The 22,275-nt window shown below is 32.0% G+C and carries 19 protein-coding genes; 13 read left to right on the top strand and 6 right to left on the bottom strand.

What is annotated here, in order from left to right; all coding sequences use genetic code 11:
• Positions 1-78: 78 nt before the first annotated feature.
• A complete protein-coding gene (locus HNQ90_RS13940; protein ID WP_144117883.1) occupies positions 79-1,539 on the top strand; it encodes a carboxypeptidase-like regulatory domain-containing protein in 1,461 nt (486 codons plus the stop codon).
• Positions 1,540-1,541: 2 nt separating this feature from the next.
• Here the strand turns inward: HNQ90_RS13940 and HNQ90_RS13935 are convergent, their stop codons facing one another.
• The 3 genes from HNQ90_RS13935 to HNQ90_RS13925 all read right to left on the bottom strand — a co-directional run bounded on the left by HNQ90_RS13935 (position 1,542) and on the right by HNQ90_RS13925 (position 3,188).
• Positions 1,542-2,147 (bottom strand): thiamine diphosphokinase, encoded by a 606-nt coding sequence (locus tag HNQ90_RS13935; RefSeq protein ID WP_144117884.1) that lies wholly within the window; start codon positions 2,145-2,147, stop codon positions 1,542-1,544.
• Positions 2,148-2,200: 53 nt separating this feature from the next.
• Positions 2,201-2,701 (bottom strand): hypothetical protein, encoded by a 501-nt coding sequence (locus tag HNQ90_RS13930; RefSeq protein ID WP_144117885.1) that lies wholly within the window; start codon positions 2,699-2,701, stop codon positions 2,201-2,203.
• Between the two features lie 133 nt (positions 2,702-2,834).
• A complete protein-coding gene (locus HNQ90_RS13925; protein ID WP_144117886.1) occupies positions 2,835-3,188 on the bottom strand; it encodes a 4Fe-4S dicluster domain-containing protein in 354 nt (117 codons plus the stop codon).
• Between the two features lie 99 nt (positions 3,189-3,287).
• Here HNQ90_RS13925 and HNQ90_RS13920 point away from each other — a divergent pair, with 99 nt between their 5' ends.
• The 12 genes from HNQ90_RS13920 (at position 3,288) to HNQ90_RS13865 (ending at position 15,403) form a co-directional block, all read left to right on the top strand.
• A complete protein-coding gene (locus HNQ90_RS13920) occupies positions 3,288-4,346 on the top strand; it encodes an acyl-CoA reductase (RefSeq protein WP_144117887.1) in 1,059 nt (352 codons plus the stop codon).
• Between the two features lie 180 nt (positions 4,347-4,526).
• A complete protein-coding gene (serC, locus tag HNQ90_RS13915; protein ID WP_144117888.1) occupies positions 4,527-5,591 on the top strand; it encodes a 3-phosphoserine/phosphohydroxythreonine transaminase in 1,065 nt (354 codons plus the stop codon).
• A 131-nt stretch (positions 5,592-5,722) separates the two neighbouring features.
• The gene (locus tag HNQ90_RS13910) at positions 5,723-6,673 is read left to right on the top strand and encodes a D-2-hydroxyacid dehydrogenase (RefSeq protein WP_144117889.1); all 951 of its coding nucleotides are present in this window, start codon (positions 5,723-5,725) and stop codon (positions 6,671-6,673) included.
• Positions 6,674-6,798: 125 nt separating this feature from the next.
• Entirely contained in the window at positions 6,799-7,434 is a 636-nt protein-coding gene (locus HNQ90_RS13905) for a DUF937 domain-containing protein (protein ID WP_144117890.1), read from the top strand.
• Between the two features lie 222 nt (positions 7,435-7,656).
• Positions 7,657-8,094: a DUF6146 family protein gene (locus HNQ90_RS13900; protein ID WP_144117891.1), complete on the top strand. Its 438-nt coding sequence runs from the start codon at positions 7,657-7,659 to the stop codon at positions 8,092-8,094.
• Between the two features lie 34 nt (positions 8,095-8,128).
• On the top strand, positions 8,129-8,431 hold the full coding sequence (locus tag HNQ90_RS13895; RefSeq protein ID WP_144117892.1) for a DUF6787 family protein: 303 nt from the start codon (positions 8,129-8,131) through the stop codon (positions 8,429-8,431).
• Positions 8,431-8,763 carry a hypothetical protein gene (locus HNQ90_RS13890; protein WP_144117893.1) on the top strand — a complete coding sequence of 111 codons (333 nt, stop codon included), beginning with the start codon at positions 8,431-8,433 and terminating at the stop codon, positions 8,761-8,763. The genes HNQ90_RS13895 and HNQ90_RS13890 overlap by 1 nt, the downstream gene beginning before the upstream one ends.
• Before the next feature lie 79 nt (positions 8,764-8,842).
• Positions 8,843-11,242 carry a TonB-dependent receptor gene (locus HNQ90_RS13885; protein WP_144117894.1) on the top strand — a complete coding sequence of 800 codons (2,400 nt, stop codon included), beginning with the start codon at positions 8,843-8,845 and terminating at the stop codon, positions 11,240-11,242.
• An 18-nt stretch (positions 11,243-11,260) separates the two neighbouring features.
• The gene (locus tag HNQ90_RS13880; protein WP_144117895.1) at positions 11,261-11,830 is read left to right on the top strand and encodes a type 1 periplasmic binding fold superfamily protein; all 570 of its coding nucleotides are present in this window, start codon (positions 11,261-11,263) and stop codon (positions 11,828-11,830) included.
• Positions 11,831-12,130: 300 nt separating this feature from the next.
• Positions 12,131-13,696, top strand: coding sequence for an ATP-dependent nuclease (locus HNQ90_RS13875; RefSeq protein WP_144117896.1), 1,566 nt, complete (start codon positions 12,131-12,133; stop codon positions 13,694-13,696).
• Positions 13,681-14,688 carry a DEAD/DEAH box helicase gene (locus HNQ90_RS13870; protein ID WP_144117897.1) on the top strand — a complete coding sequence of 336 codons (1,008 nt, stop codon included), beginning with the start codon at positions 13,681-13,683 and terminating at the stop codon, positions 14,686-14,688. The genes HNQ90_RS13875 and HNQ90_RS13870 overlap by 16 nt, the downstream gene beginning before the upstream one ends.
• Before the next feature lie 10 nt (positions 14,689-14,698).
• On the top strand, positions 14,699-15,403 hold the full coding sequence (locus tag HNQ90_RS13865) for a hypothetical protein (RefSeq protein ID WP_144117898.1): 705 nt from the start codon (positions 14,699-14,701) through the stop codon (positions 15,401-15,403).
• Between the two features lie 156 nt (positions 15,404-15,559).
• Here HNQ90_RS13865 and HNQ90_RS13860 read toward each other — a convergent pair whose 3' ends face one another.
• The 3 genes from HNQ90_RS13860 to HNQ90_RS13850 form a co-directional block, all read right to left on the bottom strand.
• Positions 15,560-17,416: a B12-binding domain-containing radical SAM protein gene (locus tag HNQ90_RS13860; protein WP_144117899.1), complete on the bottom strand. Its 1,857-nt coding sequence runs from the start codon at positions 17,414-17,416 to the stop codon at positions 15,560-15,562.
• A gap of 342 nt (positions 17,417-17,758) precedes the next feature.
• Positions 17,759-19,231, bottom strand: a complete 1,473-nt coding sequence (gene guaB / locus HNQ90_RS13855) for an IMP dehydrogenase (protein ID WP_144117900.1) — start codon at positions 19,229-19,231, stop codon at positions 17,759-17,761.
• A gap of 219 nt (positions 19,232-19,450) precedes the next feature.
• Entirely contained in the window at positions 19,451-22,207 is a 2,757-nt protein-coding gene (locus tag HNQ90_RS13850) for an outer membrane beta-barrel protein (RefSeq protein ID WP_144117901.1), read from the bottom strand.
• Positions 22,208-22,275 lie beyond the last annotated feature (68 nt).

The following is a 22,275-nucleotide window of genomic DNA, read 5'->3' as shown; positions in this document are numbered from 1 at the left end:
AAATAACATGGCATTAACTTTATGGCGTTGTTACAATTTTTAATTTCACTCGTTTACTAAGTATAACTCCTATAATATATGAAATTAAAAATTACTTTAATCATTTTACTGGTAAGTTTAAATGCGATATCTCAAAATATCACAGCACAACTTATAGACAAAAACACTAAGACACCAATACCTTACGCAACTATAAAAACAGGGAACAATTCTGGGATGATTTCTAACGACGAAGGCTACTTTACCATTGGCGCAAAAAACCAAAATCTCAAAATTTCTTGTATGGGTTACCAAAGCAAAACGCTATCGCCTTTAGATATAAAAACTCTTAACTATACTATTGAGCTTGAAGAAGCCATAAACCAACTTGGTGAAATTTATATTAGTAATAAAAACCCAAATGCCGATAGTATTATTTATAAAGTAAAGCTGCAGCTAAGTGTTAACTATAGCAGTGCATTAAATAAACACCATATATTTAAGCGCGATACCGATTATGCCGATTTCACAAATTTAGAATTTGAAATTGAAAAGGCATCGCATGTAAAAAAACGCAACCTAGAATCGGCAAACAACAGTTTAAAAGTGCTATCTAAAACAATTAAAGAAAGCGATATGGTTAACTTTAGAGATTTTAAAGGCGAATTTTACACCTTAAACCAAGATAGCAGTAAATTAGTGGTTCAAAAAGCAACTTCGTTATTGGATGCTAAAAACGATTTTTCATTCGAGCAAATACAAGAAAAAGCTCAAAACATTGTTTTAAAATATTTAGACAGTACAAAAACCTATAAACTTAAATCTGGTCTCTTTAAAATAGAAGACTCCCTGTCTTTAAAAAATGAAGACCACCAAGAAAAACACAAGCAGGAATATGATGTGCCTTTGTTAAATAAAAGCACGCGTATTGTTTTAAATCAAACTAAATTTTTCGAAGATTCTTTTTTAAGTACTATTTTAAATACAAATTTATATGAATACACCTATACTGATGCTGTATTTAATGCCAACGAATTAACACATATTATCGCATTTACTCCTAAAAAAGGAAAAGCAAAGTATACAGGGCAATTATATGTTAGCGAAGATACCTATGCCATTACACAAATGCATTATAAATATTATAAAAACAGACATGGACAAAAAGTAAATTTAAAATTTGTTTTAGGCGTAAAATATATAGAAAATATTAGCGAAGGCACCCTTTTATTTGAAAGGGACAGCAACAACGTTTACTATCCTAAATATTTAAAACGAACTTCTGGCAGTTACTTTTATGTAAAAAGAGACGTTAAGTTTATTGAAAATAGTCGCGATAAAAACAAGGTGAGTTTTAGCTTTAAAATTGAAGGCAATAATAGAAATAAGGAAGAACTATTATTTACATCGCACAGCAAGTTAAACTTGGAAGAATTTAAGAGCATCAAGCAAGATTCTGTTGTACCCTACAAACAGCTAAATAAATTTGAAAAAACGCTTTGGGACAACGAACAAATTATAGAACCTACTTTAGAGATGAAAGCTTTTAAAGGCGATTAAAACTAATCGTTTATAAACAGAAACATATTACCTGTTTTAAAGCTAATTTCAATAGTATCTTCAATAGCCTTATTGCGCGTACCAATACGTCCGCCAAAAAACAAAGATTCGTCGTTCAACGCATATTGCAACCCTCTTGTAATAATGCCATTGGCTTCAGGAAAAGGAAATAAAGATACATGTTTACCTAAACATTGTGTTAATGTAACCTTGGTATCTGCAAGAAAATAAAAGCCGTAGTTATCAAAAAAGGTGATTTTCAACTTAGTTTTCCATTGCAAAGCAGTATGTAAATTACCTAGAAAGTGATCTTGCTCTTGCCCACTAGCACCATAAACATGAATATCGCTAAAACCTCTATCAAACAGAATTTGTAAAATTTTATCAAAATCTGTAAAATCTTGGTTTGGCGTATGTATAACTTCAATACTATCTGGAATGGTTTTAATAGAGTCGAAATCGCCACTAATAAAATGGGGTACAATATTATTAGCCTTTAAAAAGGTGCACGCACCATCTGTGGCACAAACCATGTTATAGTTTTTTAAATCTGGAATAGATTTAGGTGACTCTCCATTTAAAAATAAACATACTTGCTTTGTATTCATCTAAACAAAAATAGGAAAGTTAAAGAACATTTAGTTCCTGTAAAAACACTACTTTATAAAAACAACATAATAAGCGTTAACACCAAACCAAATGCTGTAAAATACAATCCTTTTTTAAAAATTTTAGTTTTAGGCATAAACATCCAAAACGAAGAAATTGAAAAGAAAAATAACGACACCCCAGAAAACACGTTTAAATAAAATAAAGGTTCGGCAGATGTGGCTTTATGTAAATGTGTCATTCTATCCAACACATACGGCAACTCCTTATTAGTATATTTAGCTAAACCAGTAGCCTTATTGTATTGTCCGTTTTTAAATAACACTATATCTCCTTCTGTTTTTTCTGCTCTAAAACGTCTCATTTTTAAAGCACGACCAAGCGCTTCTCCGCTTAAATTTGGCTTAATTGTTTTTTCTACTACGGTTTCACTTTTTAAAAAGTCGGTATTTCTAAAAATTAAAATAACACCACTTAATGAGTATACAATCATTACTCCTATTAGAAAAAACCCTAAATAACGATGTATAATACGCATCCATTTTCTTGTCATAACTGTTTTTTTTAATGGGGTTGGACTAAGCTATTGTGTAAAGGTTTAATTGAATTCAAAAAAAAAAAAAAATAGCATAAAAAAATCCTAAGCATAAAGCTCAGGATTCTTATATATTTAGAAAATTATTATTCTATCCTTCTGGATGCATAAATTTTTGCTTCGCTAATAATTCTTCTTCTGTTTCAACAACATCTTCATCTGGTACACAACAGTCTACCGGACAAACCGCCGCACATTGAGGCTCGTCGTGGAAACCTTTACACTCCGTACACTTATCTGGAACAATGTAGTAAAGCTCATCGCTTACAGGTTCTTGTGGTTCATCAGCATCCACCTCTTTTCCATTAGTTAAAACTACAGTACCATCTAAACTAGTACCATCTTTATAGCGCCAGTCGTCAGCACCTTCATATATTGCCGTATTAGGACATTCCGGTTCACATGCCCCACAATTTATACACTCGTCTGTTATTATTATTGCCATAGTAATATTTTATCTTTTAAAATTAAAGAACTCTATTTGAGTTTCCTTAAATTTGTAGCTGCAAAAATAAAGCCAAAACTATTCATAACCAAATAAAGGATGCAATTACAGGAAAGAATTAATGCTTTTGTAAAGTTAGGAGATTTTTTAAGACAATTTTCTAATGAAGTATTCCATAAAGCCGAAAATATTGAACATAACGAATTATTCTTTGATGGTTTTAAGCATCAACTAAAATTAGCCAAAGAAAACAATGGCTGGTTTACCGAAGAAAATATTAGTTTTGCTCTGAAATCTTGGTCTGATGCACTAACTACAGACAATTTAAGCACGTGGTTATCGTCGTACCAAATTGAAAATAGGACGCCAAAACAAGTCGCTATAATAATGGCTGGAAATATTCCATTAGTGGGATTCCACGATTTTTTATCGGTTTTAATAACAGGACATCATGTTTTAGTTAAGCAGTCATCAAACGATAAACACTTGTTACCATATTTAGCGAAGTATTTGGAGTATGTAGAACCTCAGTTTAAAGGAAGCATAACGTTTACAGAGGCTAAAATTGAAAACTTCGATGCCGTAATAGCTACAGGAAGCAATAATACGGCGCGATATTTCGAGTTTTATTTTAAAGATAAACCTTCAATAATTAGAAAAAACAGAAATTCTATATCAGTTTTATCAGGAAACGAAACGCCCGAAGACCTAAAAAACCTCTCGGAAGATATTTTTAGATATTACGGTTTAGGTTGCAGAAATGTTTCTAAACTATTTGTACCTAAAAACTACGATTTTAAAGGCTTTTTCGAGTCTATTTACCATTGGCACCCTATTGTTGAAAAAGCAAAATATGCTAATAATTACGACTATAACAAAGCTGTTTATTTAATGAGTGAGTTTGATATGTTAGAAAACGGATTCTTCATGATAAAAGAAGATGAAAGTTTTGCTTCGCCTATTGCAACACTATTTTATGAATATTATGAAGATGCTTCAGAATTAAAAGCAATTTTAGATTCAAAAAAAGATCAAATTCAATGTATAGTTTCGAAAGGATTCGATAAAAACGAAATCGCATTTGGAGCTACTCAAAAACCTCAACTTTGGGATTATGCGGATGATGTAGATTCTATTGAATTTTTGTTAGCAATTTGACGAAAAAATTATTAATAATTTAACAAAATTTACCCAATTAATTAGCACCTTTGTTTCTTTAAATTTTATATCATTTCATCCTTTTTAAAAATTAAGGATTCATAGTAAAAACGGAGTATTAATTAAATTTAGCCCGAAAATTCACTTTCCATTAAAAGAAAGTTTAGGGGTAGAAAAAAAATGAAAAAACATAACTTTAGTGCCGGACCAAGTATTTTACCACCAGAAGTATTACTTAAAGCTTCTCAAGCCGTTGTCGATTTAGACAACAGCGGGTTATCTTTAATAGAAATATCACACAGAAGTAAAGCTTTTGTTGATATTATGGAAAATGCTAGATCGTTAGTTTTAGAACTTTTAGGTTTAGAAGGTAAAGGATACAAAGCTTTGTTTTTACAAGGTGGAGCAAGTACACAATTTTTAATGGTCGCTTTAAATCTTTTAGAAAAAAGAGCGGGTTATTTAAATTCTGGAGCTTGGGCAGCAAAAGCAATTAAAGAAGCTAAAATTTATGACGATGTGTACGAAGTAGGATCTTCTAAAGATGCTAACTACAATTATATCCCTAAAGGTTACGAAATACCTGATGATTATGATTATTTCCATTGTACATCAAACAACACCATTTATGGGACACAAATGAAATCGTTTCCAAAAACTAATATTCCATTAGTTTGTGATATGAGTAGCGATATTTTTTCTCGTACTTTAGATTTTACTCAATTTGGTTTAATTTATGCTGGAGCTCAAAAAAACATGGGACCTTCTGGAACAACCTTAGTAGTTGTTAGAGAAGATATCTTAGGAAAAGTATCTCGTAAAATTCCGTCAATGATGGATTATAAAATCCATATCGATAAAGGAAGTATGTTCAACACACCTCCTGTATTCCCAATATATACAACCATGTTAACTTTAGAGTGGTTAAAAGGTTTAGGTGGAATTCAAGCTATCGAGAAAGAAAACGAAAAGAAAGCACGTTTAATGTATTCTGAAGTAGATTTAAACCCATTATTTAAAGGGTTTGCTAGCAAAGAAGATCGTTCTAACATGAATGCAACATTCACACTCGAAAACGAAAACTTAAAAGACACTTTCGAAACTATGCTTAAAGAAGCTGGTATTAGTGGTGTTAATGGACACAGAAGTGTTGGTGGTTACAGAGCTTCTATGTACAACGCTATGCCTATTGATAGTGTTAAAGCATTAGTAGAAGTAATGAGCGAATTAGAAAGTAAGGCTTAAAATTAGTTGGCAGTAGGTCGTAACAGTTTTCAGTGCTTCCTCAAACCAAAAAATAAAATTTAATTATAAGTTGAATTATTAATTGTTCACAGAACTTTTAACTTTTAACTTTTAACTTTTAACTTAGATAAATGAAAGTATTAGCAAACGACGGAATTTCACAAAGCGGTATCGATGCCTTAACCAAAGGTGGATACGAAGTGATTACAACAACCGTAGCGCAAGAACAATTAATTAACTACATCAACGAAAAAGATATTGCTGTATTATTAGTACGTAGTGCTACAACAGTACGTCAAGATTTAATTGATGCATGCCCAGGATTAAAAATTATTGGCCGTGGTGGTGTTGGTATGGATAATATTGATGTTGAATATGCTCGCGAAAAAGGTTTAAGTGTTATTAATACGCCTGCAGCATCTTCTCACTCTGTTGCCGAATTAGTATTTGGACACCTTTACGGTTTATCTCGTTTTTTACATAACTCAAACAGAGATATGCCACTAGAAGGAGATAATAACTTTAAAGGACTTAAAAAAGCTTATGCTAAAGGAACCGAACTTAAAGGAAAAACTTTAGGTGTTTTAGGTTTTGGTCGTATTGGTCAAGCCACTGCAAAAGTAGCTTTAGGTGCTGGAATGAAAGTTATAGCTTTCGATCCATTTTTAGAAAAAACAGATTTAGAATTAGAGTTTTTTGATGGACAAAAAGTAAGTTTCGAAATTAAAACCATTTCAAAAGAAGAAGTTTTAAAACAATCAGACTTTATTACACTTCACGTGCCTGCTCAAAAAGATTACGTTATTGACGAAGCAGAATTTAACATGATGAAAGATGGTGTTATTATAGCTAACGCTGCTCGTGGTGGTGTTCTTAATGAAGTAGCCTTAGTAAAAGCTATTGAAAGCGGAAAAGTTGCTAGAGCTGCTTTAGATGTTTTTGAAAAAGAACCAAAACCAGAAATGCAATTATTAATGAATCCTGCGTTATCGTTAACACCACATACTGGTGCTGCAACTAACGAAGCTCAAGATAGAATTGGTACAGAATTAGCATCACAAATTATTAGTATCTTAGGATAGTAATAAACAAATTGTGACCAAATCATAAAATTAGAGTCCTAACTATATAAGTTGGGACTTTTTTTGTACATTAAGCTTCCAATTTTTATTCAGAATTATTAATTAACAAAATATAACAAAACATCATGGCAGGAATTTTAGATTTATTAAACAGCGACCTAGGAAAAACTATTATTAGCGGAGTAGCAGGTTCTACAGGAAACGACTCAAGTAAAACAAGTAGTGTATTAACAATGGCGTTGCCTGTATTAATGAAAGCTATGGAACGTAATGCCTCTACACCAGAAGGTGCTGCAGGACTTATGGGTGCGCTTCAAGGAAAACATGATGGTAGTATTTTAAATAATCTTGGTGGATTATTTGGTGGTGGTGTAGACGATAATGTTAAACAAGACGGCGAAAAAATATTAGGACACGTTTTAGGAGCAAAACAACAAGGTGTTGAAAAAATAATAGGTGAAAAATCTGGATTAGATGCAGGTTCTGTTGCTAACATATTAAAAGTTGCTGCACCAATTTTAATGGGTGTTTTAGGCAACCAAGCTAAACAACAAAACGTAAGTGCTTCAAACGGTATTGGCGATTTATTAGGCGGTATGTTAGGTGGAAGCGCAGCGACTCAAGAGCAAAGCTTCTTAGAAAAAATTCTTGATGCAGATGGTGACGGTAGCGTTATTGATGATGTTGCAGGAATGGTACTTGGAAATGCTAGTAAAAAAGGCGGTATTGGAGGTCTTTTAGGAGGTCTTTTTGGAAAATAAGATACCTAATACATATAAAATAGTAAAAGAGCCAAACCTTATGTTTGGCTCTTTTTTTTGTTAAATTCTATCAGATACACCGCAACTCCCTATTGTATTTTGTAAATTTATAATTAAAAGCACCACTAATACTCAACAAAACCTCGTGTTAACTCATTCTGGTTTTTATTAAAAAGTAATCGGTACTACTTTTACTTTAAACATTAAAACTAAGTGTCAATTATGAAAAAACTAATCTTTGTATTACTAGCAACCATTTTCGTTTACTCCTGTAACAGTTCTAAAACCGCAACTTCTAATACAAACGAGCGATTAGAAAACCTTAAAGCAAACGATACCGTTAAAATTGCTAATGATGAAATTGAATACGAAATTATTATAATTGAACCCGGATTTAACTTTTGGTTAGCTAGCAGAGCTAGACAGCGTGGGTACTACTCACAAACCTATTTAGAAAACCGAAACTACCAATATGTTATAGAATGGAACCAACGCGTAACACAACCGCAAAGGTTCGACTCTAGCTTATACGAATTACAAATCGATTATCAACCTGGTATAGATTACGGCTACGAGGTTAATTATATGCTATATAACTATTTTATTTACTTTCAATTAACCTATAAACAAAGATTAGGCGCTTTTGTTCCTCGTATTTAAATCCCTTTTAATATTTTTGCGTAAAATTGCAAACTTGGAAAAACTAAAAGCACGTTGGGGTATTGAGCATAATTGGCAAGTTGTTGTCATATTTTGTGTATTTGCTATTACCGGATCGACGGCATCTTATATTGGCAAGCCTATTTTAAGTTTTCTTAATATCTCTACAGAAAGTTTTGGTAGTGTAGGCTATTGGGTAGTTCGTATTGTTTTGCTATTTGTAGTGTATCAGTTTTTACTTGTATTTTTTGGTTGGGTATTTGGTCAGCATAAATTTTTCTGGGATTTCGAAAAGAAAATGTTACGCAGACTAGGTTTAAAACGTTTTGTAGATTAATGAAACTTATTAAGGAACATATCGTTTTTAGATTACTAACCATTGTGTTGGTGCTAACGCTATTGATTCCTGCTGCTGTTAAATTTGCTCACGTTTTCGAACACCATAATCACAAAGTTTGTTTAGGTGAAGATAGAACACATATTCATGAGGTAGATTTGGATTGTGAGTTTCAAAAATTTAGTATCACCCATCACTTTCAATTACCAGTAGAATTTATCGAGTTTTTTCAAACGTTATCCCCTACTCGTACTTATAATTTAACATACAAATTTCTTAATAATCATCGGCCTTTATCTTTCTCTTTAAGAGGCCCACCAGCTTTAGTTTAAAAATCATATCATGTCTCATTTTAAAAACTTATAAAATAAGACATGGTGATAGCATTTATTTTTAAACTAAAATTTAGTAATGAAACACTATATACTGATTATAGCATGTTGTTTATTCGGCATTGCTTATGGTCAAAACTGTAATTACAAGCTTTCTGGTAACGTGCACGATTTCCATGATGGTTCTGCAATAACTGGTGCTGCCATATATATTGAAACCTTAGACAGATATACAACATCTGATATTGAGGGAAACTATAGTATTAGCAATCTTTGTAATGGACTTTTAACTCTCGAAATATCCCATCTTGGATGCGAGACTAAAAGAATAAACGTTCAAATTAATGGCAATACTCAATATGAAATTAATATGGAACACCATATTGAAGAACTCAATGAAATTAAAATTGATGCCAGTGGTAACTCTAAGCTCACAAAAACGTCTCAAGAAACACAGTTAAAAGCAAAAACACTTGAGCGCTTTAGTGCTTTTAGTCTTGGTGATGCCTTAAAACAAGTAAGTGGTGTATCGTCCATTAACACAGGTAATACCATTGTAAAACCCGTAATTAATGGTTTGCATAGTAGCCGAATTGTTGTTATGACAAATAACGTACGCTTACAAGATCAAGAATGGGGTATTGAACATGCACCTAGCATCGATTTAAATTCGGCAGGACAAATAAACGTTATTAAAGGTGCCAATGCTTTAGCTTATGGTGGCGATGCTATTGGTGGTGTTATTGTGCTAAAACCTAAAAACATTAGTTTAAAAGATTCCCTTTACGGAAAAACAATTTTGGGAGCCCAAAGTAATGGTCGCGGTTATAATATATCCTCCTCATTAACCAAATCCTGGGAAAAAGGATGGTATGCAACAGGGCAAGCATCGTACAAACGCTTTGGCGATTTTAAAGCTCCAGATTATTACTTAACCAATACGGGTATGAACTCAAAAGGAGTATCCTTAAATACAGGTTTTAAAACTTTCGAAAAAGGATTCAATATTTTTTACAGTTACTTAAATAATGAAATAGGCATTTTAAGAGCCTCGCATATTGGTAGTGTAGAAGATTTGGTAAATGCTATAAACAACCAAAAACCACTGGTTCAAGACGATTTTAGTTATGCTATTAGCGCACCAAGACAAGAGGTAACGCATCAGGTTATTAAAGCCGATTTTTTTAAACGTTTCAAAACATTTGGACGCTTAGAGGTGCAATACGATTTCCAAAATAACCGAAGGTTTGAGTATGATATTCGTGTTGGCGACGATAAAGATAAAGCTGCTTTAGATTTAACGTTGAAAACGCACACCTTAAAATCTGATTTAAAAATAGATTCTAACACCAATGCTATTTATAAGTTTGGTATAAACGTTGGTTTCCAAAACAATTTTGCAAACCCAGAAACTGGTGTGAGACGATTAATCCCAGATTATGACAAATATGATTTTGGAGTTTATGCCATTACAGATTTTAAACTAGGCGATAACACCAATTTAGATTTTGGCTTACGTTACGACTTTAGTAAAATAGACGCCAAAAAGTTTTACATAACAAGCCGTTGGGAAGAACGCGGTTACGATGAGGATTTTGCCGATATTGTAATTGATGATTTAGGTACGCAACTTTTAGCAAACCCTGTGCTTACGTATCATAATGTTTCGGCTTCCGCCGGAATTACCTATCAATTTAATGCTAATAACTCTGTGATTTTTAATTACGGATTAGCAAACAGAGCGCCAAACCCTTCCGAGTTGTTTAGCGATGGTTTACACCACTCTGCTGCACGAATTGAATTAGGCGATTTACGTATAAAACAAGAAACATCAAATCGTATTGGTACGTCGTATTTGTTTAAAAATGAGACACTGTCCGTAAATCTAGAAAGCTATTTAAATCATATTAACGATTATATTTTTATAAAACCTACAGGAACAGAGTTAACCATAAGAGGTGCTTTTCCTGTTTGGGAGTATGAACAAACTAATGCCTTGTTATATGGCTTAGATGTAAGTGCTAATTATAAATTTAATGATGACTGGTTTTTAAATAACAAAACGGCTTTTATAAAAGGTAGGGATGTTACTAAAAAAGAAGCCTTAATTGATATGCCTTCTTTTAAAACGGTTAATACTATAGGATACTCAAATAAAAAATGGCTGAATTTTAATGCCGAATTACAAAGCGAGTTGGTTTTAAAGCAAAACGATTATCCTGATAATAATTTTGAGGTGTTTATTCCAACCACCGAAGAATTTGTATTATTAGATATTAGCACACCACCTCCTACCTATCATTTAATGCATTTTGAAAGTGATATTACAGTAAAACTTTTTGAAAAAACAGATTTAAATATAGGTCTTAATATTACAAATATTTTTAATACTTCTTATAGAGAATACCTTAACAGATTAAGATATTTTGCCGATGATTTAGGAAGAAATTTTATGTTACAATTAAAAATAAATTATTAATAATTAAAAAACACAAGAATGAAAACTTTAAAAAATTTATCACTATTATTTATTTCAGCATTAGTATTTACTGCATGTTCTAACGACGATGATAACCCAGAACCAGTAAACGAAGAAGAAGTTATAACAACCCTAACTGCTACTTTAGTGCCAACTACAGATGGTTCTACTATTACATTACAAACAAGAGATTCAGATGGCGACGGACCAACTGCACCTGTAGTAACTGTATCTGGAGCTTTAGCGGCCAATACAACGTATAACGGAACACTTTCTCTTTTAAATGAAACGGAATCGCCTGCCGAATCGATAAATGTTGAAATTGAAGAAGAAGATGACGAACACCAATTTTTCTACCAAGTAACTAACAGTCTTGCAACTTTTACTTACGAAGATTTTGATGAAGATAGCAACCCTGTTGGTTTAGCGTTTACTTTAACAACTAGTGCAACACCAGGAACAGGAACATTAACTATTACCTTAAGACACGAACCTAATAAAAGTGCTTCGGGTGTTAGTGACGGCGATATTACAAATGCAGGAGGAGAAACAGATATTCAAGCTGTATTTAACATCTCTGTAGAATAAGTATAATTTCATGGTTTTTTGAAATAATACCATTCAAAAAAAAGCTACACTATTTTGGTGTAGCTTTTTTTATGAAAATTATTTAAGCCATCCAAAAGACAAACCGTTATGGGATATTAAAACCTGATATTCATTGGTATCGCTTAAAACCTAAAGCTGATTTCTGCACACATTCATTTAAATTTCAAACTTGATTTTGTAAAAAATTTCAGCTACCTTCGTTTAACGTCAGATATAAAACATTAAAACGATTTCATATCCGTAAAAACATTGGGCATAATTTCGAACTGAACACTACATATGAAAATAATCAAAAAAATAAGATTACTAAATTTTAAAAAGTTTGAAACATTTGAAGTCAGTTTTGATGATGAAATTAATCTTCTAATTGGAGATAATGAATCAGGAAAAAGCACTATTCTAACCGCCTTAGATTTAGTTATGAGGGGAAGTAGAAATAAAGTAGAAACCATTGGTCTCGATTCTTTATTTAACACCAAAGTTATTAATGAATTTCTTAATTCTGATAGAAATCTTAACAAATTGCCCGAATTAAGAGTTGAACTCTATTTAAATGAACAAAACAACGAAATAACTAACGGCAATAACAATCTCGATAAAAAACCTAATGATGGAGTTAGACTAGTTTGTAAACCAAATGAGGAATATAGCGAATCTATAAAAGATGTGCTTAAAAAAACAGAATGTTTATTCCCTTTCGAATATTACTCGATATCCTTCACAACATTTAATGACATACCTTATAATGGTTACAATAAACACTTAAAACATATATTAATAGACAACTCACTAACAAGTAATGAGTATGCTATGAAAGAATATGTAAAGGACATATATAATAGTAAACTATTAAATACTTCCGAAAAATTTCAACACCAACACGAATACAGAAACCATAAAGAAGATTTTAAAAACAAGGCTTTTAAAAACATAAATGAACGGTTAGAGAATGATTATAAATTTGCAATTAAATCAAATTCTAAATCAAATGTAGAGAGTGATTTAATTATTTACGAAGGAGATATTTCGATTGATAATAAAGGAAAAGGAAAACAATCTATAATAAAAACATCACTTGCATTAAGCAAATCTGCAGAAGACTTTGATGCTGTTCTTTTAGAAGAACCTGAAAATCATTTGAGTCATACCAATATGAAAAATCTTATTCAAGAAGTTGTAAATTCAACAGGTAAGCAAATATTTGTTGCCACACATAGTGATTTAGTTAGCACTAGACTTGATTTAAGAAAGTCAATATTATTAAATAGTAGTTCTAAAAATAGAATTAAGTTAGAAGATTTATCTGAGGATACCGCTAAATTTTTTATAAAAGCACCAGACAATAATATTTTAGAATTCATATTATCGGACAAAGTAATTCTTGTAGAAGGAGATGCTGAGTTTATTTTACTTGAGGCACTTTATAAAAAGAAAACGAATAAGAGTCTAATTGAAAACAATATTCACGTTATTTCTGTTGGAGGAACAAGCTTTCCTAGATATCTAGACATAGCAAAACTTTTAGATATAAAAACAGCAGTAATAACGGATAATGATAAAAATTACAAGGAGAAAATAACAAATAGATACTCTAAATACAATATTGACAACATATCTGTTTTTGCAGACAAAGATGAGAAACGATATACGTTTGAAATCTGTATCTATGAAGATAACGTTGAAATTTGTGAAGAATTATTTTCAACTAAAAGAAGAAAACTCTCTGTTCAAGAATATATGCTTAAAGATAAAGCAGAAGTAGCATTTCAATTATTAGAAAATAAATCTAATGATTTGAAAATTCCCGAATACATTGAAAAAGCATTTGAATGGATAAACAACTAATTTTAGCAGTAGCAGGTTCAGGGAAAACATATCACATAGTAAAAGAACTCGATTTAGAAAAAAGATATCTTTTAGTAACTTATACTATTAGTGGCATTAGAAGTATTAAAAATGAAGTTATAAATCAATTCGGATATCTACCTAAGAACATTAAGATTAAAAATTATTTTTCGTTTTTATATTCATTCTGTTATAAACCATTCTTTGCTGATGAACATAACGTTAAAGGAATAACTTGGAATTATCCTAAAAGTTTTTTTGACACTTCATTTTTCACTAAAAACAATTACTTATATCACAACAGAATTTCAAAATTATTATTAGACAAAAATCATTTTCAAGAAGTCAAAGAAAGAGTTGAGAAATATTATGATTATGTTTTATTTGATGAAATACAAGATTTTGGAGGTAATGATTTTAATTTCTTGCTAGAACTAGCTCAAGCAAATGTAAATTTTCTTCTAGTTGGTGATTTTTTCCAACACACCTTTGATACGAGTAGAGATAGAAAAACAAATCAATCTTTGCATAGTAGTTTAGATAAATTCAAAGAGCGATTTAAGTCATCAGGCTTTATTTTTGATGATTCAACTTTAATTAAAAGTCGTAGATGTAGCAAAACTACTTGCGATTTCATTCAAAATAGAATAGGTATTGAAATAGAATCAAACGAAAATCGAATTACAGAATGTGAACTAATTGAAAATAAAGAAAACGTAAAAGAAATATTTGAAGATGATAATATTGTAAAACTTTTTCTAACAAGACATTATAATTATGAATGTCGTTCTGATAATTGGGGAGCTTGTAAAGGACTTGGTTTTGACAATGTTTGTATTGCAATAAACGATGAACTTTTAAAAGAATTTAAATCAGGAGGTTTAATCAATTTCAAATCAAATATAACTCGGAATAAATTTTACGTTGCTTGTTCAAGGACAAGGAATAATCTTTATTTTGTTCCTAATAAGATAATTAATAAAATTAAGTAAAAAACTACATTTGGAACATATTGGTCAAGGAGGAAATTGGGATATCTATAGATTTGAAAACACTCTAAAAACAAAACATTTTGTGTTTAGAATTCCAAAATTCAATTCAGAAAGCAAAATAGAAAATTATCTTTATAATTATTCTTTAATCAAAAAATTGAAATTGCCTACTTTAAATACAGCCATTAAATACAGTAAAAACAGAGAAAATGGTATAAAAACAGAAGACCTGAATTATTTAAATGATTGGATTTATGTTTCACACAATAGCCTTTATTCCGATTCTCTTAAACAAATACATCAATTAAGTAATAGCATTCTAAAAAATGAAAATCAGAAAAAAAACAGAAAATCACCAGAAATAGAAGAATATAGATATCGTAACAGGTTATCTGAAATATTAAATTTTAATCTTTTTTTAGAAGATTGCATTCAGGATTTAATCAGAACAACAGAAAATGATATTTTAATAGAATATGATTCATATTTCTTTGGCTCTTCTAGAAACGAAAAAAAATCTGATATAGATTACAAAATAGTGGACTTGGACAATATTTTTGACAAAACCGAAAAAAAATCTGATGAATTATTTGAATTAAATTTATCTGAATTTACACGAGCAATTACTGGTTTTGTCAATTATTTTATCGACAAAAATGAACAAGACAAATATTTAAATTTAATAGAAAAAAACTATGCCCAACACCGTATATAATTTATTGCTAGTTCTAGCCTACTTACGAAAATCCTCGCGGATTTTCTATTCGGTTTTTATTTGTTAACTTAGTTGCTTAACCACGCAACAAACCATATACAAACACGTTAAACGAACATTCCTAAAAATAAAATCAAACGAATCGCTAGATACTATCTAAGACAAAAAACTTTCAATTAAACCTTTAGGATGAGTGGGTGCAGGAACAGGAAATTCGAACCAGTTTTGCAATTCTTCTTCAAAACCTGCACTATTTAAATAATTATGTAATGCTAAGTTTAAACCCTTTGTGTACTTAGGATGCTCTGCGCCTTGCGGATCTACGTGATATAAATCGTTTTGCGCAAAACCTTCAAAAACGGGTCCTGTAATTTCAATTCCAAAGGCTTCTGGATTCTTACCAATAGGACTGTGAATAGTGGTTGTAAATTGGTGCCAAAATGCAGACTGAATACAATTACTTTCAAACAATTGCCTTACTACCTCTAGTGAATCAATAGTTTCTTGTTCGGTTTGTGTTGGAAATCCATACATAAGATACGCATGAACCATGATATTATTTTTAGAAAAATTATTAGTTACTCGCGTAACCTGTGCAATATCCACACCTTTTTTCATCTTAGCCAATAATCTATCTGAAGCGACTTCTAAACCTCCAGTTACAGCTATACAACCCGATTTTGCCATGACCTCGCATAATTCGAAATCGAATGTTTTTTCAAAGCGAATGTTGGTCCACCATGTAATTTTCACATGTCTTTCAATTAAGGCTCTGGATAAAGCCCTTAGCATTTTTGGTGGCGCAGCTTCATCTACAAAATGAAAACCAGTAATTCCGGTATCCTTAATGACTTTCTCAATTTTATCTACTAAATCTTCGGCTGTTGTATTTTGGTAATTCCCAATATAATCTAAACTTACATCGCAAAACGAGCACTGTTTCCAGTAACAACCATGAGAAATGGTTAGTTTATTCCACCTGGCATCTGTCCACATACGATGCATCGGGTTTACTAAATCTAAAAAAGAAACATATTTATTAAAAGGCAAGCCTGAATAATCTGGCGCAGGCAAATTTCTATGGTGGTAAATGGTATTCGGAATTTTATTCTTGTAAACCACTTGTTTATCTTCTAATACAAAAGTGCGTTCTAATTGATTAGCATCTACTCTACCTTCTAGATAACTAACAATTTTAAGTAATGGCCCTTCACCATCATCTAAAGAAATAAAGTCAACAAATTCAAAAATCCTAGAATCTTTAAGCGAACGTAATTCGGTATTACAATATCCACCACCAAAAGCGACGTGAATATCTGGAAAAAGCTGTTTAATAAATTGAGAACAGCGTAAAGCTGCAAATAAATTACCAGGAAAAGGAATGGTAAAACAAACTAAATTGGGTTTTTCCTTTTCAATTTTTGCAACTAAAATATCTAGCATTTCCTCTTCTATAATAGTTGGCTGATAACTTAAGAAGGTATCTAAGTCGTCAAAACTACTGGCCGAAGTGGCTATTTGCTCAGCATATTTAGTAAATGCAAAAAACTCATCTACATTGGCTTGAATAAAATCGCCTATTTCCTCAATAAAAAGCGTGGCGTAATGCTTTGCTTTATCAATTACACCAATATCTCCAGCTTCCCATGTAATGGTAGTATTCACTTTAGATAAGCGATGCCCCAATGGTAAAAATTGAGGATCTAATATTTTGTTTGCTGTTTTAATATCTTGTTTTTGAAGAAAGCCAAGAACCACATCTACTCTAGAAATATACAAGTCTTTATTTTTGCTCACTTCTGGGTAATGATAATTCTCTAAATCTCTTGCTTCCTGAAAAATAGAACGCAGAAAATCACTTCTAAAAACAGAGGTAAAAAGTTCTATACTTAAATCGCAATGCGTAAAATCTATGTCGTGTTCTTCAAGAAACCCTTTAAGGTATGCCGTTGCAGGATACACAGTATTTAACTGTGTAAAAGGAGGCGTAATAAAAAGAACTTTAGATTGCATGCTGCAAAGATATAGTACTTTAAAAATAAATACGTGTAAATAGTATGCTTTTATAGACTAGAACACCGTATTGTTTTACTCTAGAGGAATTAGTTGCTGAATGCTAAAACAAATACGAAAAGAACAAAAAGTGTTTCAACAAAAAACATGTTGGTATATCTCTTAATAACAACCCTTTGGTTTACTTCTAATTTTAAATAATACTAACTTCGTTTTACGTCGGATATAAAACATTTTAAACGGTTTCTTATCTTTGAAAAACAATAAACAAACCGCTCCAAAACAAAAAAGCCACACCAAACGGTGTAGCTTTTATTTCATATTAATGTATTACTACGAAACCTATCTAGAATAATTAGGCGATTCATTTGTAATAGTAACATCGTGCGGGTGACTTTCATTAATTCCGCTAGAAGTAATTTTTACAAACTGTCCTTTTTCTTTAAGTGTTTCAATATCTTTTGCACCACAGTAACCCATTCCGGCACGTAAACCGCCAACAAATTGGTGGATGCTTTCGTTTAGTTCACCTTTATAAGGTACACGACCTACAATACCTTCTGGTACTAGTTTTTTAATGTCATCTTCAACATCTTGGAAATAACGGTCTTTACTACCTTTTTTCATAGCTTCAACCGATCCCATTCCACGATACGACTTAAACTTTCTACCTTCGTAAATAATAGTTTCTCCAGGAGATTCTTTTGTTCCTGCTAATAACGATCCTAACATAACGGTATCTGCACCAGCAGCAATAGCCTTAGGAATATCACCTGTATAACGAATACCACCATCTGCAATTACCGGCACACCACTTCCTTTTATAGCTGCGGCAACTTCTAATACTGCAGAAAATTGAGGAAATCCAACGCCTGCAACTACACGAGTTGTACAGATAGATCCTGGCCCAATACCAACTTTTACAGCATCGGCACCTGCTTCAACTAAATATTTGGCTGCTGCACCTGTTGCTATATTTCCAACTATAACATCTAATTTAGGAAACTTCGCTTTTACGGCCTTTAAAACATCAACCACACCTTTGGTATGTCCGTGTGCTGTATCGATAATAACAGCATCCACACCTGCATTTACTAAAGCTTCTGCTCTTTCAACCGCATCTGCTGTAACACCTAATGCTGCTGCAACACGCAAACGACCATATTGGTCTTTATTAGCATTTGGTTTCTGACTCAATTTCGTAATATCTCTAAACGTAATTAAACCAGATAATTTAAAGTTATCGTCAACAATTAATAACTTTTCAATTTTATGTTTTTGTAGAATTAATTCGGCATCTTGTAAAGAAGTTCCAACGGATGCAGTTACTAAGTTTTCACTTGTCATTACCTCAACAATTGGTCTTTTGTTATCGTGCTCGAAACGTAAATCTCTATTGGTAACAATACCTTTTAAAGTCCCGTCTTCATCCACGATTGGAATACCACCAATACTATATTCCGCCATATACTTTTTGGCATGCTTAACTTTTGCTGTAAGTGGCAAAGTAACAGGGTCTATAATCATTCCGCTTTCTGCACGCTTTACTTTTCTAACTTTTTGTGCTTGAGCCTCAATAGACATATTTTTATGTAATACACCAATACCACCTTCTTGCGCCATGGCAATAGCCATTTTACTTTCGGTTACCGTATCCATAGCAGCGGATATAATTGGTACATTAATAGTAATGTTTCGTGTAAATTTTGCTTGTATATTTACTTCTCTTGGAAGTACTTCAGAAAAAGCTGGAACTAATAGAACGTCGTCATAAGTTAAACCTTCTCCGACAATTTTGTTTTCGTGTGCAGTCATGTTGCAATTATAATTATAATTGCATGCAAATATACGACTAAATTATAAGATATTGTGTTAAGTTTTGTATCTGTTTTTTCATTGTAGTTTTAAATCCTTTATTATATAGCTCTAGTGCTAAAATATGTAAACTATAAATCATAGTAATGTTTGAAACAAGGACATTACTAAATACTATAGCTAACTAAAATTAATGTTACTTTAAGCTTAAAGCGTTAATTACCCACGTCCGCCGCCACCTCTATAACCGCGACCACCTCCACGATTACCGTTTACATTCATTTTTTGACCTGCAAAAGTTCCGAATTTATAAGTAAAGTTAAGCATGAAATACTGCTCTAAAATTTTGTTTTCTACATCCTGAATATAGGTTTCTGTAACGGTACGTCTGTAGCCATTATTTTTACCCAACATATCGTAACCAACCAAAGTTAAAGTAGCCTGATTATCCCAAAGTTCGATACCCAAACCAGCATTCCAGAATACAGCATCGCCATCAAAAGCATCGCCTACTCTGCTGTTATAACGGTAAGACACTTTATTGGTTAGAAACGCATTTTTTAAGAAAAATATAGATGCTTCAAAATCTAAATTTTGAACAAAGAAGTCATTGCCATTAAAAACATCGGTATCAAAAACACTTTCGGTAGTCGAGTAACTATAGGCTGCACTAAAATCTACCTTTTTATCATAGGAATATTTAAAAGAAACCGATGGCCTAATATTGGTTGTTTTAGCGGTAAATAAAATACCGTTTTGTTGAGATATCGTGTTTTTATAACTTCCGTTTAAACGCACATTAAGATTAATATTGGTCTTTTTACTAAAATATGATTTAGAAAACGCCACATTTCCAGATAGTGAATAATCGCCATTGGTATTACTATAGGTTGTAAATCGGTTTAAATCGTCGTCGGTGGTGGTGGAATTTATTATTTTATCTTGAACAAAATCTGCCCTAGCGTTACCCGTAATATTGATGTTATGAAAGGCTAAATTATTCTGATAATCGAATCTTAAATTATGACTTAATTCTGGTTTTAAAAACGGGTTACCCACGCGAATATGTGTAATGTCGCTAAAATCTTCAACAGGTTGTAACTGACTTACAGAAGGCAAATCGATACCTTGATTATACCTTAAATTAATATTTTTATAACCGTTTTTATCGCGGTATCGTATTCTTGCCGAATAGGTTGCATATTCAAAATCGGCTTTAAAATCTCGTGCCACAACTAAACGATCTCTATAATTACGGTAGGTGTTTGTAAACGCCCCTTCTACCTCAAAACGAAAATCTTTAAACTCGTATCTTAATTTTAAAGCGGGTCTTACCGTGGTAGTGGTGTAATTACTTTCTGAACTTAATATGTTATTAAAATCATCGAATGATTCTGAAACTTCGTTATAATCATAAACATACTTCTCATTATTTTGAGTGTTGACAGCCACATAATAACGCGGCATAATTCTAAAATCGGTAAACAACTCTTTACTCCAAAGTGCATTTAACCTAATGTTACTGCTATTATTATCGTTATTAGTTATTTGATTTTGCGTAATGGTTTCATTCCTGTTGTATAAAATGTTTTCTGAAAATTTTTCGCTATCGAACATGCCTTTACTAAAATCGGTATCTAGTCTTATGTTTAAATAATCGCGCCCTTGCCCCGTAATTGTAGTTACCCTAAACTCATTATTAAGATTGTAACTAGAAGAACTTGATTGATTTTGTGATGTATAATCGCTAATTAAATCGCCATCCGTAGACTCGGAAGTTTTTGAAGATGTTGAACCCGAATCGTTACTTGATGTGTTAAAATCGATTTCGTTTGAAAGCTGTACCCTTTTTTTAGACAACTTATTTTTAGGCTTGATAATAAATTTTAAATCGGCTCCAGCTTGATGCTTATCGGAGTCATTAAAACTCGTACTTTCAGAATTAGTATTATAGTTTAAATCGGGTAAAAAATTCTCTCGGTAACTTACCTGTGCACGATCGTTATTCTGGGCACTGTATCTATAATTTCCGTTTACTCGGGTTTCATTCCATTTTCCTTTGGTGTAGTTGGCTCCAATAAAATCCGATTTCATGTAACCGTTACTCGTATCGGTATCGGGCAACGCATTAAAGCCACGAGACATATTTATATTATTGGTACCGCCAATAATACCTACCTGTTTACCATCTATAACTTGAAAAATGTTAGCATTAGCCTGATATTTATCCTCGGTGCCATAGCCTGCTTTAACATCGCCAAATGATGCTCTATTTTTACCCTTTTTAATTTTAAGGTTAATTTCTTTTGTACCAGAATCAGATTCTTCACCAGTAAACTTCTGCATATTGGTTTTATAATCTGAAACTTGAACTTTACTAATCACATCACTTGGTAAGTTTTTTAAAGCTATTTCGCCATTCTTTTCGCCAAAAAAACTCATCCCATCTACATTAATAGCTTCTACCTCAACCCCATTGTAAGTTATATTACCGTCTAAATCTATTTCTATACCGGGTAATTTTTTAAGTAAATCTTCGGCCTTATCATTAGGTAATGTTTTAAAACTATCGGCATTATATTCTATAGTATCTTTTTTTATAACTACAGGAGGCGACCGTGTAATAATGGACACTGCGTTTAAACTTTCAACTTGATCTTCTAGAGTTATAATACCCATATTTAAAGCATCTTCTGTAGGAACATTAATATCCTTCTTATAGGGTTTATAACCTAAATATGCAATATTAAAAATTGTTTTAGTGTCCTCTTCGGTATTTACATTTATAGAAAACTTTCCGTCTTTATTAGTAATACCATAAGCTATAGGTACACTATCTTTTATACTTTGAAAGTATACGGTTGCGCCCTCAAGTACATAGTCCGATTGATCTTTAACAATACCTTCGGCGGTAAATTTTTGAGCAAATAAAGTGGTGGAAAAGAATAATACTGATAAAATTAAAAAATTCTTCAAGTTGGTTTAGTTGTAATGGTTGGAAAATTAGACCACTACAGTGAGAAAAGGTTTAACCTTAATTATGT

It is taken from the genome of Algibacter amylolyticus (assembly GCF_014202225.1).
GTDB lineage: Bacteria > Bacteroidota > Bacteroidia > Flavobacteriales > Flavobacteriaceae > Algibacter_B > Algibacter_B amylolyticus.
Note: the sequence above shows the minus strand (reverse complement) of the source record. Positions and strands in the feature narration are given on the sequence as shown.

Excerpts from the sequence above, each read along its gene's own strand:
- HNQ90_RS13885 (WP_144117894.1), top strand. The coding sequence starts at position 8,843 with ATGAAACACTATATACTGATTATAGCATGTTGTTTATTCGGCATTGCT.
- HNQ90_RS13910 (WP_144117889.1), top strand. The coding sequence starts at position 5,723 with ATGAAAGTATTAGCAAACGACGGAATTTCACAAAGCGGTATCGATGCC.
- HNQ90_RS13890 (WP_144117893.1), top strand. The coding sequence starts at position 8,431 with ATGAAACTTATTAAGGAACATATCGTTTTTAGATTACTAACCATTGTG.
- HNQ90_RS13905 (WP_144117890.1), top strand. The coding sequence starts at position 6,799 with ATGGCAGGAATTTTAGATTTATTAAACAGCGACCTAGGAAAAACTATT.
- HNQ90_RS13880 (WP_144117895.1), top strand. The coding sequence starts at position 11,261 with ATGAAAACTTTAAAAAATTTATCACTATTATTTATTTCAGCATTAGTA.
- HNQ90_RS13940 (WP_144117883.1), top strand. The coding sequence starts at position 79 with ATGAAATTAAAAATTACTTTAATCATTTTACTGGTAAGTTTAAATGCG.
- HNQ90_RS13900 (WP_144117891.1), top strand. The coding sequence starts at position 7,657 with ATGAAAAAACTAATCTTTGTATTACTAGCAACCATTTTCGTTTACTCC.
- guaB (WP_144117900.1), bottom strand. The coding sequence starts at position 19,231 with ATGACTGCACACGAAAACAAAATTGTCGGAGAAGGTTTAACTTATGAC.
- HNQ90_RS13920 (WP_144117887.1), top strand. The coding sequence starts at position 3,288 with ATGCAATTACAGGAAAGAATTAATGCTTTTGTAAAGTTAGGAGATTTT.
- HNQ90_RS13935 (WP_144117884.1), bottom strand. The coding sequence starts at position 2,147 with ATGAATACAAAGCAAGTATGTTTATTTTTAAATGGAGAGTCACCTAAA.
- HNQ90_RS13875 (WP_144117896.1), top strand. The coding sequence starts at position 12,131 with ATGAAAATAATCAAAAAAATAAGATTACTAAATTTTAAAAAGTTTGAA.
- serC (WP_144117888.1), top strand. The coding sequence starts at position 4,527 with ATGAAAAAACATAACTTTAGTGCCGGACCAAGTATTTTACCACCAGAA.
- HNQ90_RS13870 (WP_144117897.1), top strand. The coding sequence starts at position 13,681 with ATGGATAAACAACTAATTTTAGCAGTAGCAGGTTCAGGGAAAACATAT.
- HNQ90_RS13925 (WP_144117886.1), bottom strand. The coding sequence starts at position 3,188 with ATGGCAATAATAATAACAGACGAGTGTATAAATTGTGGGGCATGTGAA.
- HNQ90_RS13930 (WP_144117885.1), bottom strand. The coding sequence starts at position 2,701 with ATGACAAGAAAATGGATGCGTATTATACATCGTTATTTAGGGTTTTTT.
- HNQ90_RS13860 (WP_144117899.1), bottom strand. The coding sequence starts at position 17,416 with ATGCAATCTAAAGTTCTTTTTATTACGCCTCCTTTTACACAGTTAAAT.